Raw genomic sequence first — 13,310 nt, 5'->3', positions numbered from 1 at the left:
ATCTCATCCTTTCGTCAAAGCGATCCCACACCACGCCTCGCCACTCAGGCGTGTGTTTAGCCTACTACTGCTGATCAGTTTGGACGGAATGGGCGTACATCAATGCTTCGTCCGCGAGCTCTAACATATCGGCCAAGGTTCCTGAGTCTACGGCATGCGTATCACGTAATGCGTATGCATGATGCAGAAGCTCCCTGTGATGGTTCTTAGGTGCGAGGAGCAGGGCCTCGGTGTCGTTGAGCAGCTGCCGCCACTCTTGGATCGACATTACCGGCAGATTGGTGCCTGTCATGATGGCATCCCCTTTAACTGTATGCGCATACAGTATTCTGAAAAAGCCCGGCTGCATAGGTAGTGCGGACGAAGTGCGCCTGCGATGAGACAGATCAGGCGCTGGAACGAAGTCCGTTTCGCTGGAGTGGCAATGTCTCGCCCAGATGGAGAGATTGTTCCAGGTAACTTAACGCCACGACCCAATGCGGCCACGCCCCAATGCGCGAATGTAGGATGGAAATTTGTCACACTTCGATGACGCACGATTTCGACGTGTTATGTTTGGGCTATCACCCTAGGAGCGGGATCGTGGATCAGATTACCGAACTCGACGATAGCATCGAGCGTTTGGCCAGTATCGCGGATGAGCTTGAACAGCAAGTAGCGCCGTGCCCCGCACCCCGATTGAGATTGATCGCCTGGGTCACCGACTGGGTAGGTAGTCCGTCAAGATTGACCGAGCTTGAGCAGGGTTTACCGAGCGTTCCGCAGAGCCTGGTTTCAGCTTACAAAGCATGGATTAAGGCAAGCGGTTTGCGATAGACCTCGCCCGATACCATTCATGCCCTTTTCACATGCGGTGTGGGAACGTTAGCTATCCCTACGTGTGATAGAAGCTCCCTTGCCCGCCTAGCAGCGGGCTTTCTTTTGTCCGCAATTCTTCATCGACTCGGGCCATTCGTCCGTTGGGCTGTCCGTTTCATCGGCCAAGGCTGTCCTCTAAGGACACCAGCCAGAGCCTTTCTCATGCGACAGCTATTCCAATCGATAACTCTTCCCCTCGCCTGCACTCTGCTGTGGGCCTGCTCCGCTCCCGAAACGAAGTCTCCTATGGAGACACCAGGCCGGCCAGAGTCGGCAAAAACCCAGTTGCTGGAAGCCGGCGCCGCGACGCTGCAGTCCAAGCCGCCCATTGAGGGCATCAACGCCTATTTGGATGGCTTTCACTTCTACAACGGGCATCCGGACGTGCAGATGGAAGCGCACCACTACTGCTCCATCCTCAACGAGGATGTCATTCAGTGTGTGATATTCGACGGCAATACCAAGGGTGCGAAGATCATGGGCATCGAGTACATCATCGACGAGAAGCTTTTTGCCGGATTACCACCCAAGGAGAAGGCGATGTGGCACAGCCATGGTTACGAGGTCTCTTCTGGGCAGTTGATCGCTCCAGGCATACCGGCACCTGCAGAGCATGCCCTGATGAAGCGCTTGGCGCATACTTATGGGAAGACATGGCACACCTGGCACACCGACCAGGATAAAGCGCTGCCTGTAGGTGTGCCGCAGTTGATGATGGGCTTTACCGCAGATGGGCAGGCTGACCCGGCGATGGTCGAACAGCGCAATCGGCGCCTGGGTCTGGATGCCGCAAAAACCAAAGCTGAGCGGGCTGACATCCGAGTCCCTGCAGCTGATCCCCAGGCTGATGGCTGGCAGTACGGTAACGTCATCCAAATCACCGATCCAACCGGTACCCATCTGCACCGCCCCGCTACATCGACTCCGGCAAATACCAACAGCCGTTCCAGCCAATAGCATTTGAAACAGTTGCTTGTAGCTATGCCTTGGGCGTGCCCCTACAGGGACGGCTGTCGTAAACGCTTGGTCAAATCAGCGTGCAATTTCCCATGAAGCCCGTTAAACGCGCTTAGATCGCCACAAACTGCGATGCCATGGCACCGGTCTTTATCACACGTTATGTTGCCCTAAACGACCTTTCGTGCACCCTGTCAGCTGGCACGAAAGTAAAGGGAGCGTCCCCGTACTCGCCGGCATCCCAAGGAAACACAGGTTCGCTGTGTGACTCCACGAGGTGCAAGATCATGGCAAACGATCAAGACAAGACCGGTCAGCAAGGCGGCATCACTCAAAACAATCCCGGTAGCTTCGAGAATGATCCACACCGGCCATCTGAGCCTGGTCAAAGAGGAGGACAGACGCTAGGAAGCGACCCTCAACGAGAACTCCCTCAAGGTGGTCAGGACTTGGGCGGAGGGAACCAAAGCGATCACCATGGCTCAGCTGGTGCAGCTCATCAGGGGGGCATGGGAGGTCATACCACAGGGCCCAAATCAGACAATGGGCAAAGCGAAATTGATGAAGCTTCGCAAGCAGTACAGGACGAAGACAGCGGCATGACTGAGGACAACCGATAACGTTGTTCGGGCCAAAGAGAATGGACTGCCAGCCGAAAAAAAGCCCGCGCTCCACGCGCGGGCCGCTCAGAGAGCAATAGCCGCCCTGATCAATTATCCAGTTCGTCTTTAATGATCTTGCCGTCGTGGGGATCAACCTGGAATTCATACCGCTTGCCATCAGCCTTGAGGCCTTCGCCTTCCCAGTGACCATCGTCGGCTTCAATTTTGGTGATCTGGGTGTAGCCTGCGCCTTTCAAGGCGGCCTCAGCCTGATCCTTGTTCACCTTCCAGTCAGCACCGGGCGTATCAGCCCATGCAGAAGTAGCCCCCATAGCACCAACCAAGGCCAGACCAGTGAATAGTCGAGTCATCGCTTTCATCGCTAACACCTTTTTCATGGGATTTAACGATCCGACCCGCACGCCGATCTTACCGTTCAGTTTGTGTTGAAGGCCGGCGCTGACGCCGAGCGTCCATCTTGGTGAATGAGCTCCTGCAGATCTTGTGACAGCAAGGCAGCGGCTTTTGGCTTCAGCATAGTTGGCCTCAACTTATCCCAATAAACCCATTTGCAGGCAACGATGCCTCTGCCAAGCACGACGCTACTACCGTCTGGGAGGTCTGTCGTAAAAATATGGTGGATAACGTTGCCAACCTCGACGGTGCCTACAGCGTTCAAACCTGTGCAATGAAGCGCCAAGGCCCCCCAAATCTCGCGGGCAGCGGTAACGATTGGCGCCTCACCGGTCACAAGCAGGCCGCTTGGAAACTTCCATTTGGCACCCTTCCTGCGAATCAGAAGAACCTGGTCATTTCGAGAGCAGATGATCGTTACCTTTGCCTTGGCTAGACGATGCTTGATGACGCTCATAAGGGATCGCACCTGATGAATGCGCGACATCCTGAACGCTGGGACGAACTTCCTTATGCTGATGACTGACTGGTCGGAAGTTGAGTTCCGCCCCTCTCAAATCTGGGGGTGGTGAAGCATACCGGTCACCTTATTCACGAGTACCTGAATGTCGAACGGCTTCGTGATCACAGCAGTGCTAGGCGTCAGAAATCCGCCTTTCAAAACCGATCCCTCTGCATAGCCGGTCACGAAAAGCACCCGAAGATCTGGAAAAGCCTCCCGAGCAGCATCTGCCACCTGCCGTCCATTCAATGCGCCTGGAAGCCCGACATCGGTGACAAGCAGATCATAAGGCGGACACAAGCGAAGCGTTTGCATAGCGCTGGATCCATCTTCAGCTTCGTCGACTTCGAACCCGGCCTCCATCAAGGCTTCCACGATGGACATGCGCACGATAGGCTCGTCATCGACGACAAGGATTCTTCCAGCACTTTCACTGCTGAGGATTGGCTGCTTCGATTCGCCCACTTCGGGAAGCTCCAACTGCCCCTCGAACTTGGGGAGGATGAGCCGAATCGTCGTGCCCACGCCTTCTTGGGAATGCACATCTACCTGCCCTCCAGACTGGCGAACGAAACCGTGCACCATGGAGAGCCCTAAGCCGGTACCCTGGCCCAGCGGCTTAGTGGTGAAGAACGGATCAAATATCCGCTTGATGTTCTCTTGCGAAATTCCGCTTCCCGAGTCAGTGACTGAAATAGCGATGTACTCTCCAGCAGGAAGGTCGGCACGCATTGCCATCAGGTCGTCGAGTTCGATGGTCTGCGTCGTGATGGAGATCGCGCCTCGTCCTTCGGGCATGGCATCACGCGAGTTGATCGCCAAGTTGAGCAGCGAACTCTCCAACTGGGCGGGGTCAATCCGGGCCAACCCAAGATCTGGCTCCAGTTGCGTGATGACAGTAATGGCCGGCCCAACAGAGCGGTTGATGAGGTCGACCAGATCTTCAATGAGTGCGTTGATGTCTGTAGGGCGTGGATCAAGTGTCTGCCGTCGCGAAAATGCAAGCAGGCGCTGGGTCAGCGACGCTGCTCGCTTGGCGCTGACTTGAATCCCGTCAAGCAGGCGCTCGGTAGCGTCCCATTTGCCCTGTTTCAATCGTCGGGATAGCAAATCAGCGCTTCCCAGTATCGCTGCCAGGATGTTATTGAAGTCGTGGGCAATTCCGCCGGTTAGCTGCCCTAGCGCCTCCATTTTCTGAGCTTGGCGCAGGGCTTCGTTGGCCTGTGACAGCTCATCAGTGCGTTGAGCAACCCGCTCTTCAAGCGTGGCCTTCGCTTGCTGTACCTGCCGATAAAGCTGTGCGTTGTCGATAGCCACTGCTGCCTGAGAGGCCAATGCGACCACCAGCCGTTCGTGTCGCTCTGTGAATTTTCCTGGTTCGGGGTGACCGAAAAACAGTCCTCCTAAAACATCGCCTGTTCTCGATACAACTGAGATCGCCAAGTAACTTCGCACTGGCAGATGCCCCTTGGGCATTCCGCGATGCGGCTCGAACTGGCCGTAACGAGGGTCGGCTAGGATGTCCAAGGATCGAACGACGCCCTCATTTCGGAAAGTAGGTGCAAACACTGGGGTAGCGCGCGGATGACCTAACTTTTCGAAGGCCGACCGATCAGCCCCCGACAAGGTATACAGCTTCAGGTGGGCACCGGCCTCATCAACCTCGTTGGCAAAATACGAACCAAAAGCTGCTCCTGTGAGCGATGTTGCCGCATCCGTGAGGTTTTGCACGATCCGCTCAAGATTTAAGTCACTGGCGAACGCCGCGTTGATATCTCGAAGGATCTCAAGTGTTCGACTCTCCTCTCTCAGCGCCCGCTCGGTTTCCACTCGATTAGTGACATCGAAGCCTTCGCAAAAAATACCGGTGACTGCACCGACATCATCGAAAACTGGCTCATAAACGAAATCCAGATAGCGGGTTTCAACCGCCCCTGATTCCCAGAGCAGCGAGATAGGCGTGCCTGTAGCGACGAAGCGCTCGCCCGACTTGAACACGTCATCCAGCCAAGAGAAATAACCCTGCCCCTCAAGGTCTGGGAACACTTCTCGGACAGATCGATTGATGTAGCCTCGATCACCAAAGCTTCGCCTGAAAGCCTCATTAACGAATTCGAATACGTGATCAGGGCCTCTCAGGATTGTGATGAAGCCCGGCGCTTGATCGAACATGCGTCGGTCTCGACCCAGGGTAATGTGCGACGGTAGCGGCTCAAGAGCTGATGGATGGACTTCTTGACCTTGCACCAGAACAGCGACAATGTGCCCTTCTGGGGCCCTCAAAGGACTCAAGCTGAAAGCCCACGGTTTCTCACGATCCAGACGAACCGGAAACTCCGAATCGGAGAGCAGCAACAGGCTTGCCTTTTCCATCACAGCTTCGAGCTGCAAACTGACCCGACCCCAAACCGCCGTCCAAATCTCGTGCGCAGGCCTACCTAGGCCTCGGGGATGACGATGCCCCATGGCAGGGATCCAGGTGTCGTTGTAGAGCAGTGTTCTATCGGCGCCCCAAAGAATTGCAGTGGGCAGATCTGAGCTAAGCAAGAAATTCACGGCGTGCTGTAGCGGAACCGGCCAATGCCCTGGATCACCAAGCGTGGTACTAGCCCAGTCCACTTGAAGCATCTGGTTGGCAATCTGCCCGTCGTGCGTTACGAACGATCCAATTGCTGAACGCTGATCACCGCAATCCATATGAAAAGTACCACCGGGGGAGACCTATAAATCTAACCCAAGATCTACGCATCGGCGTGTCTGTCTGACAAAGAAGCTCGCCGGCGTGATGTTTATGCTATCGCTTGACGTGAAGTTTCACCCCAGAATCGGGCTGGCCAAGTCGGCCATGTCTCAAAGTGAACGCTCAGCTCACCGCGATACTCCATGTACCGCGCCGTGTTTAGCGATCAGCACGGCGAGGGAGGTATCCTGATCACCATCCACGGAGAGGAAAGCTGTGAGCATCACCTTGAGATGTCTCAAATGCGGTGGACAAGACCTTGTAAGACCACAGAGGTTGAACAAGAAGGCCATCCTCACGTGCCGAAGGTGTGCCGCCGTTGCCAATAACGGCGATCTGATGGAGGCAGAAGGTAGAAGGCTCATCGCCGACATCCGGCAGCGCCTGCCTCTCCTTGAAGCCGGGTAGTCGCGCCCCCAGCGCGGACAGCTGCCAAAGCTACGTCGCAACCTTTATCACACGATACGTTACTCTTCACGATCTTTCGCGCACCCGGTCAGATAATACAAAAGTAAAGGGAGCCTCCAGAATTCGTCCAGTATCTGAACAGAACACAGGCTCTCTGTGTGAATACACGAGGTGCGAGATCATGCGGACGATCAAGACACGGTACGTCAGCAAGGCGGCACCGCACAAAACAATCCTGGTAATTTTGAAAACGACCGTAAGAAGGCTTCGGAGGCCGGCCATAAAGGCGGCCAAGCCTCAGGCGGCAATTTTGCCAATGATCCACAGCGGGCATCGGAAGCAGGCCAAAAAGGGGGTCAAATGTCCGGGGGAAGATCTGAGGATCAACAAACAGGTCATGGTAGCGGCAGTGAATTACAGGAAGATGATCATCAGCGTGCCGGTGGCGCAACCCAACGCGGTGGTCAGGGAGGACACACCACTGGCAGTAAAGCTGACCAGGAGCAAGGCATGGATGAAGGGTGGCAAGCTATTCAGGATGAAGACAGCGGGATGACGGAAGACAACCGCTGAGCAAATAGCCAGGGACACGGATAGCCCTGGCTTCCAAAACACCTTTGAAGCCACGCTCCCGCCTACCGTAAGGTCGGTATTGGAATAGCAATTGCACCCTTCAAAGAGACAGCTTTTTTGGGGGTAAGCTTAAATGGTACCGAGAGACCATTACTTCATGCTGATCGTGGTTATAGCCGTGATTGCTATTGATGTCGTGGCCCTGATCATCTACCGAAAAAACAAGCCTTGAACTCCCAGACTGGGGCCAACGCTCCGCTACTTAGGGGCTTATCTGCGAAGTTGTTCATTTGCCATAAAATCGTCGCCAAGCTCAAGCAGTGACCTTGCTTCCTCAAGGGAAAGTGATCCCCAAGCCAAAATTTCGCACCTCCGCCGAGAACGTTGAAGGGCGCGCTAGAAGGGCTTACGGGTGTTTTTCTGGGCCGTCAGGTCTATGGATTTGGCATACCAATCATCGGCATTCCATGTGCAGTCGACCGGTGATTCCGGTAATCTCCCGCCGCATTTTCGCCATCCTGGCGGAAATGAGTCATGCGGGAGTTGATCAATGAGCAATGAGGGCTCTGATGCAATGCTGGCATGGCGAAATCGCTTTCTTCAAAATGGCACGCTGTGTGAGGACAGATACCATGAGGCTTGGCAGGACGCTGAACAGTTGGAGCGATCACGCCTGATCAGTGTTGAGCAGTGGATTGGACTGACGAAATTGGCGAACAGGGCGTTACACGCCGGTGAGGATGCGCCGAGCTTGTAGCTGCACCTTGATCCCTAAGAGGAAGTGGCCGTACCACTTATGCAGGACGGCCACCTGAATGCTTGGCGACCGACTTAGGCTACCTGCGCAACAGCAGGCCGCTGATCCGTAGCGAGACGCCGCGCCCGCCCGACGCCCCACGCCAACGCTCGGGTCATGGACTCGCCTGGTCGGGAGTCGAAGGCTTCTTCGTGAATCGCCATACCGCTCCTGGCATACACGCCAATAAACATCTGGGTCTGACCTGTACGTGAAAGCCTGACCTGGACATCGATGGTCGTGCCGTCATCGAGTTCCTCGTCATGGCTCCGATGATGAAGCACTGGATCAGCCCACTTCCAAAAAATTTCACCGCGAATACGCATGCCGCCCTCCTACGACTTTAGTCTTATACGGACTATTAAAGATAGCCAAGCGAGACGGCTTTTCAATTGCATTGTGTCGGATGGATCACCACAAGCGCCAACGAGGTTGGTTCCGACGCTACGGTTAGAGTGGTACCACCTGTAAGAGGGTTTAGCCCCAGCCAAAACTCTGTGTCGCTACAGCTTGAAGCGAACATGAATGGTACTGTGCGTCTGCGCCCGATCAATCGTGATAGCTGTACTGCCGTAGCCCGAATAGCTTTTCACCAACCGCATGCCCAAACCGGTTCCGCTTGCTTTCGGATAGTTCTCGGGAAAGCCTTCACCCTCATCACTCACGGTGATCAGCGCATGGTCATCTTTCTCCCTGACCACGACTTCGATGGTGCCCTTGCCGTATTTCAGGGCGTTAGTGATCAACTCTGAGATCACCAGGCCCAATGGTGCCATGCGCTCTGGCGGCAAAACGAAAGCGTCGGCATCAAGCACGATGGTGCGGTCAGCCAACGCTTTGCCCAGATCTCCGAGCAAGGCACGCAGATAATCACAGGCCAGAACATCTTGTTTTGATGCGGTCTGGTACAGACGCTCGTGCACACTTGCGATGGTTACGACTCGCCCTGCGGCAGTTTCCAGTTGAAGTTTTACCGCCTCGTCTGGCGTTAGATTCGCCTGGAGCAGAAGCAAGGTGTTCACCAAGTGCAAACTGTTTTTGACGCGATGATGGATTTCTTCCATATACAAGTCACTGGTGTTCAGCTTCGAGTTCTGGGTCTCGATCAGCGAGATCAATTCGGCTTCGTGCTGATGTCGCTCGGTAACGTCCCTCGAGACCGCGATCAGCTGCTGCACTTGCCCACTCTGACTCAGAATGGGCGCCACCGTGACATCCCACCACTTGGGCTCGTCAGCTGCCGTGGGGCAGTATGCTTCGAATCGGGTGGTCTCTCCGGCAACAACCTTGGTCACTGCTTCGATAACCAGTGCAATGGACTCGTCAGGCCACAAGCTCGACCACGCCTGACCTTTGACCTGCGCCAGGTCGCCGATGTGCATCAGGCGCATGCCAGCATCGTTCATGAATTCGATATCGCCGGCAATGGAAAGAATTTTCACACAGTCTGGGCTGGCGTTGAGAATGCTTTCAGAATACGGTGCAGGCAACGCGTCCGCATGATCCCCGGCCAGGCGCTCGACAGCCATGGAGATGACGTTCGAGATTCCTTCCAGAAATACCAGGTCGCTTTCAATGAAGTCGTCGCCATTGGTGCTGTCAGCCTCAAGCACCCCGAACGGTGCCAACGTCCCTCGGATCGGCACATTGATTGCGCGCTCGATGCCATATTTTTTTAATAATTCGGGTGTTCTGAAACGATGTTCCTGACCCAGGTGGTTGGAAAGGACGGGGCGGTAGGTGGAAATGGCATAACCGGCTGGACTGGCTACATCCGCTCCAACCGTCGCAGAGCCGATGTCCGCTTCGTCCCAACCCACCCCGTGCGACAGCAGGAAACCGTCTCCTTCTCCTAACGGCACGAGGATCTTGGCGTAGCGGGTCTGCATGCCCTGGGCAACCGCTACACAGGACTCGGTGAGTAACACATCCAGATCGCTTGCCTTAAGCGCCCTGACGCCAAACTCGACCACAAGCTGATGCTGTTTCTGCAAGCGAGCATACGATTTTTTCAGTGCGGCACGTATTGTCTCGTCAAGGGGCAGCTTTTCCATGGGGAGCATCCGCAGTGGGAAATGAGAAGAATGACAGCGAAGCGGTAGAGTCATGCGGGCAAAAAACTAATTAACGATGATGTACACCGTCCATCGCATCGGAGCAACGACGAAAGCCGTCTAAGCCCTAACGGTTATGACGTGCGAGTACATAACCATGCGCAGAAGTATTCTGGTCGTTGAAGATGATGACATTCTCCGTGAGGTAACGGCGGAGTGCCTCGCTTCGTTGCCCAGTGTGCAAATAGCGGAGTGTTCCAACGCGGATGACGCCTTGTTGATGCTAGCTGATGGGTTCGCACCTGATCTCGTCTTCACCGACGTTCACATGCCTGGCCAGCTGGATGGTCTGGATCTGGCAATCGAAATCTGGAACCGCTGGCCTGCGCTGCCGGTTCTTCTCACCTCCGGTGACGTGACACCCGGCGTCGAAGATCTGCCTGGCAACACCACGTTTCTCTCGAAACCTTGGTCTATCTCAGCATTGTTCGAAGCCCTTCGTGCTCGCTTACCGGGCCTAGAGGAAGGTTGAAGCGGACGTAGGCATCAGCCACTTCTAGTGAAATTCTCTTCACCAGCCTGGTGGAGATCATTACGCATTGAGCACTCAAATTCGGCTTCAGCCCGGGTGGGGAAACCCATAGTGAGGCGAATCTTGTCGTGGGTATCGTACAGATCGTAACCCTCCCCCAACGCGCTAGGAAAACCGAGGCGCCGGGGGAAAGTCTCCTTTTCGGTAGGCACAGCGGGAATTACAACAAATCGCATCGGCATGCTCCTCCCTCTTAGCAGTTATTTAGTATTAGACCCACTACAGCAAGGCATCAACACGACTCATGCCTTGAGCGCAACCCGCCACGAATCGACACCACTGTACCCTGCGCACTAGACGAAGCAGGCTAAGCTCGTTGAACGGAGATTTAATCAGGAGGCATGGATGCGTTATCGAGGCGAAATATTTTGGGCTTGGGCTGATCCTGTACTGAAACATTACACGCACCAGGTACGGCTACCAGATGGTAACCGTCCGGCCAACTCACCTTCCTGACCCCGACGCCAAAGGCGATGGTGTCCACCTAATTTAAGTGGACACCATTTCTAGCCTTTTAAGCGGGTCTTTCCATGCAGTCACAACGCCGTTCCTATTCAAAATCCTTCAAGGCCCAAGTTGTCCAAGAGTGCGCCCAGCCCGGCGCATCGATTGCCAGCGTCGCGCAGAAGCACAGCCTTAACGCGAACCTCGTACATAAATGGATTAGGGTACTCACGAACAAAACTATGGCGCTGCAACCTGCTTTCATTCCAGTGCCCTTGCCGCTAGCCGGAGGACATTCGCAGGCAGCTTCATCAAGTATCTGCATTGAAATCCAGCACCCGCGTGGCACCGTCAAAGTGAACTGGCCGACCGAAAGCGCTGTCGCCTGTGCCACCTTTCTGCGAGACCTGTTGGAATGATTCGGATCGATGCCATCTGGCTTGCCACCGAGCCTATGGACATGCGCGCCGGTACCGAGACCGCGCTGGCCAGGGTGATCGCGGTGTTCGGTGTGGCGAAGCCGCACTGCGCATACCTCTTCGCTAATCGCCGTGCCAACCGAATGAAAGTCTTGGTGCATGACGGTGTGGGCATTTGGCTGGCAGCGCGACGATTGAACCAAGGCAAGTTTCATTGGCCCGGCATCCGTCACGGATCGGAAGTCGAACTCGATAACGAGCAACTTCAAGCCTTGGTACTGGGTTTGCCGTGGCAGCGGGTCGGCGCAGGCAGCGCGATCACAGTGCTTTAGCCCCTGCCATTAGCCCATCGGTTTATCGCTGTTGACGACCTGCTCTGACACAATCAGCGGCATGACTTCCTCGCCCAATCTCGACCAGATGACACCGGAACAGCTGCGCGGCTTGGCCGAACAGGCTATGCAGTTGCTGTCCCAGGTCGACTCCATGAGCCAGAAAATCCAACGCCTCGAAACGGTCAACGAGCAACTGGCTCATGAAATCGCCATCCTCAAGCGACACAAGTTCGCCAAGCGCAGCGAGCAACTGAGCCCCGACCAAGGCAGTCTGCTTGATGATCTGCTCGATACCGATATCGCAGCTATCGAAGCCGAGCTGAAGGCAGCCAATCCGCCGGCCGCACCGGCCGAGCCACGTCATAAGCCCAAGCGTGCACCACTGCCGCCGCAGTTTCCGCGAACCGTGATCCGTCACGAACCAGAGAATACTCAGTGCGTGTGCGGCTGCCAGCTTCAGCGAATCGGCGAAGACGTCAGCGAGAAGCTCGATTACACTCCGGGCGTGTTCACAGTTGAGCGGCATGTGCGTGGAAAATGGACGTGCCGTCAGTGTGAAACACTGATCCAGGCGCCTGTACCGGCCCAAGTGATCGACAAGGGCATCCCGACCGCAGGCCTTTTGGCCCACGTGATGGTGGCGAAGTTCGCCGACCATTTACCGCTGTACCGGCAGGAGAAGATTTTTGGTCGGGCCGGACTGCCCATCGCCCGTTCGACACTGGCGCAATGGATCGGACAGACCGGTGTGCAGCTCCAGCCTCTGGTCGATGCGCTGCGTGAGCATGTGTTGGCCCAGGGCGTGATCCACGCCGATGAGACCCCGGTTCAGATGCTCGCACCAGGCGAAAAGAAAACCCACCGCGCTTACGTGTGGGCCTATAGCACCACGCCTTTCTCGGCCCTAAAGGCCGTGGTCTACGACTTCAGCCCCAGCCGTGCCGGCGAACATGCGCGTAACTTCCTGGGCACGTGGAACGGTAAGCTGGTCTGCGATGACTTCGCCGGCTACAAGGCCAGCTTCGAGCTGGGCATCACCGAAATCGGCTGCATGGCCCATGCACGCCGCAAATTCTTCGACCTGCATGCAGCCAATAAAAGCCAGTTGGCGGAGCAGGCGCTTCACTCGATTGGCGGGTTGTATGAAGTCGAGCGACACGCCAAGGAAATGAGCGACGAAGCCCGCTGGCGATTACGTCAGGAAACAGCGGTGCCCATCGCTGAAAAACTGCATGAGTGGATGTTGGCCCAACGCGAACTTGTGCCCGAGGGTTCGGCCACGGCCAAGGCCCTGGATTACAGCCTTAAACGCTGGGTAGCGCTGACGCGCTACCTGGAAGATGGTGCTGTGCCCATCGACAATAACCAGATCGAGAATTTGATCCGGCCGTGGGCGCTTGGGCGCTCGAACTGGTTATTTGCCGGGTCGCTGCGCAGTGGAAAAAGGGCGGCGGCAATCATGAGCCTGATCCAGTCGGCGCGTATGAATGGGCACGATCCGTATGCCTATCTCAAGGATGTACTGATGCGGCTTCCGACACAGCGGGCGAGCGAAATCACGCAATTACTCCCGCAGCATTGGATGCTTGCCTGAGGCAGGCTAAGTGGACTTCGCC

At 55.7% G+C, this 13,310-nt stretch carries 13 protein-coding genes and 1 pseudogene; 8 read left to right on the top strand and 6 right to left on the bottom strand.

Going from position 1 to position 13,310, the window contains the following annotated elements:
- Positions 1 to 64: 64 nt before the first annotated feature.
- Positions 65 to 292, bottom strand: a complete 228-nt coding sequence (locus ACW4TB_RS14385) for a hypothetical protein (RefSeq protein WP_128637187.1) — start codon at positions 290 to 292, stop codon at positions 65 to 67.
- A gap of 290 nt (positions 293 to 582) precedes the next feature.
- Here ACW4TB_RS14385 and ACW4TB_RS14380 point away from each other — a divergent pair, with 290 nt between their 5' ends.
- From ACW4TB_RS14380 to ACW4TB_RS14370, 3 genes are all read left to right on the top strand, one after another.
- Positions 583 to 816 carry a hypothetical protein gene (locus tag ACW4TB_RS14380; RefSeq protein WP_128637185.1) on the top strand — a complete coding sequence of 78 codons (234 nt, stop codon included), beginning with the start codon at positions 583 to 585 and terminating at the stop codon, positions 814 to 816.
- Between the two features lie 288 nt (positions 817 to 1,104).
- Positions 1,105 to 1,815, top strand: a complete 711-nt coding sequence (locus ACW4TB_RS14375) for an OBAP family protein (RefSeq protein ID WP_023661786.1) — start codon at positions 1,105 to 1,107, stop codon at positions 1,813 to 1,815.
- Positions 1,816 to 2,102: 287 nt separating this feature from the next.
- Entirely contained in the window at positions 2,103 to 2,435 is a 333-nt protein-coding gene (locus ACW4TB_RS14370; RefSeq protein WP_128637183.1) for a stress-induced protein, read from the top strand.
- An 89-nt stretch (positions 2,436 to 2,524) separates the two neighbouring features.
- On the opposite strand, the gene ACW4TB_RS14365 is transcribed toward ACW4TB_RS14370, so the two are convergent.
- The 3 genes from ACW4TB_RS14365 to ACW4TB_RS14355 all read right to left on the bottom strand — a co-directional run bounded on the left by ACW4TB_RS14365 (position 2,525) and on the right by ACW4TB_RS14355 (position 5,706).
- Complete coding sequence (locus ACW4TB_RS14365) at positions 2,525 to 2,797, bottom strand: PepSY domain-containing protein (protein ID WP_023661784.1); 273 nt, start codon at positions 2,795 to 2,797, stop codon at positions 2,525 to 2,527.
- Between the two features lie 56 nt (positions 2,798 to 2,853).
- Positions 2,854 to 3,288: an NUDIX domain-containing protein gene (locus ACW4TB_RS14360; protein ID WP_023661783.1), complete on the bottom strand. Its 435-nt coding sequence runs from the start codon at positions 3,286 to 3,288 to the stop codon at positions 2,854 to 2,856.
- Positions 3,289 to 3,384: 96 nt separating this feature from the next.
- Positions 3,385 to 5,706, bottom strand: a complete 2,322-nt coding sequence (locus ACW4TB_RS14355; RefSeq protein WP_260777131.1) for an ATP-binding protein — start codon at positions 5,704 to 5,706, stop codon at positions 3,385 to 3,387.
- A gap of 946 nt (positions 5,707 to 6,652) precedes the next feature.
- Here ACW4TB_RS14355 and ACW4TB_RS14350 point away from each other — a divergent pair.
- A pseudogene (locus tag ACW4TB_RS14350) lies at positions 6,653 to 6,853 on the top strand (general stress protein); the annotation flags it as partial.
- Positions 6,854 to 7,885: 1,032 nt separating this feature from the next.
- Here ACW4TB_RS14350 and ACW4TB_RS14345 read toward each other — a convergent pair.
- Both ACW4TB_RS14345 and ACW4TB_RS14340 read right to left on the bottom strand, forming a co-directional pair.
- Positions 7,886 to 8,176: a hypothetical protein gene (locus ACW4TB_RS14345; RefSeq protein ID WP_023661778.1), complete on the bottom strand. Its 291-nt coding sequence runs from the start codon at positions 8,174 to 8,176 to the stop codon at positions 7,886 to 7,888.
- Between the two features lie 177 nt (positions 8,177 to 8,353).
- On the bottom strand, positions 8,354 to 9,904 hold the full coding sequence (locus ACW4TB_RS14340; RefSeq protein ID WP_023661777.1) for a sensor histidine kinase: 1,551 nt from the start codon (positions 9,902 to 9,904) through the stop codon (positions 8,354 to 8,356).
- Positions 9,905 to 10,061: 157 nt separating this feature from the next.
- On the opposite strand from ACW4TB_RS14340, the gene ACW4TB_RS14335 reads away from it, so the two are divergent.
- The 4 genes from ACW4TB_RS14335 (at position 10,062) to tnpC (ending at position 13,288) form a co-directional block, all read left to right on the top strand.
- Positions 10,062 to 10,436, top strand: coding sequence for a response regulator (locus ACW4TB_RS14335; RefSeq protein WP_031324634.1), 375 nt, complete (start codon positions 10,062 to 10,064; stop codon positions 10,434 to 10,436).
- 590 nt (positions 10,437 to 11,026) lie between these two features.
- Positions 11,027 to 11,359 (top strand): IS66-like element accessory protein TnpA, encoded by a 333-nt coding sequence (gene tnpA / locus ACW4TB_RS14330; RefSeq protein ID WP_009684096.1) that lies wholly within the window; start codon positions 11,027 to 11,029, stop codon positions 11,357 to 11,359.
- Entirely contained in the window at positions 11,356 to 11,691 is a 336-nt protein-coding gene (gene tnpB, locus ACW4TB_RS14325; protein WP_009684097.1) for an IS66 family insertion sequence element accessory protein TnpB, read from the top strand. The genes tnpA and tnpB overlap by 4 nt, the downstream gene beginning before the upstream one ends.
- Before the next feature lie 61 nt (positions 11,692 to 11,752).
- A complete protein-coding gene (gene tnpC, locus ACW4TB_RS14320) occupies positions 11,753 to 13,288 on the top strand; it encodes an IS66 family transposase (protein WP_009684098.1) in 1,536 nt (511 codons plus the stop codon).
- Positions 13,289 to 13,310: the final 22 nt, after the last annotated feature.

It is taken from the genome of Lelliottia jeotgali, from assembly GCF_977070485.1.
Note: the sequence above shows the minus strand (reverse complement) of the source record. Positions and strands in the feature narration are given on the sequence as shown.

Bases quoted from the DNA above. Each gene is read 5' to 3' on its own strand.
- ACW4TB_RS14385 (WP_128637187.1), bottom strand. From the start codon at position 292: ATGACAGGCACCAATCTGCCGGTAATGTCGATCCAAGAGTGGCGGCAG.
- ACW4TB_RS14375 (WP_023661786.1), top strand. From the start codon at position 1,105: ATGGAGACACCAGGCCGGCCAGAGTCGGCAAAAACCCAGTTGCTGGAA.
- ACW4TB_RS14370 (WP_128637183.1), top strand. From the start codon at position 2,103: ATGGCAAACGATCAAGACAAGACCGGTCAGCAAGGCGGCATCACTCAA.
- ACW4TB_RS14365 (WP_023661784.1), bottom strand. From the start codon at position 2,797: ATGAAAGCGATGACTCGACTATTCACTGGTCTGGCCTTGGTTGGTGCT.
- ACW4TB_RS14360 (WP_023661783.1), bottom strand. From the start codon at position 3,288: ATGAGCGTCATCAAGCATCGTCTAGCCAAGGCAAAGGTAACGATCATC.
- ACW4TB_RS14355 (WP_260777131.1), bottom strand. From the start codon at position 5,706: ATGGAAAAGGCAAGCCTGTTGCTGCTCTCCGATTCGGAGTTTCCGGTT.
- ACW4TB_RS14345 (WP_023661778.1), bottom strand. From the start codon at position 8,176: ATGCGTATTCGCGGTGAAATTTTTTGGAAGTGGGCTGATCCAGTGCTT.
- ACW4TB_RS14340 (WP_023661777.1), bottom strand. From the start codon at position 9,904: ATGGAAAAGCTGCCCCTTGACGAGACAATACGTGCCGCACTGAAAAAA.
- ACW4TB_RS14335 (WP_031324634.1), top strand. From the start codon at position 10,062: ATGCGCAGAAGTATTCTGGTCGTTGAAGATGATGACATTCTCCGTGAG.
- tnpA (WP_009684096.1), top strand. From the start codon at position 11,027: ATGCAGTCACAACGCCGTTCCTATTCAAAATCCTTCAAGGCCCAAGTT.
- tnpB (WP_009684097.1), top strand. From the start codon at position 11,356: ATGATTCGGATCGATGCCATCTGGCTTGCCACCGAGCCTATGGACATG.
- tnpC (WP_009684098.1), top strand. From the start codon at position 11,753: ATGACTTCCTCGCCCAATCTCGACCAGATGACACCGGAACAGCTGCGC.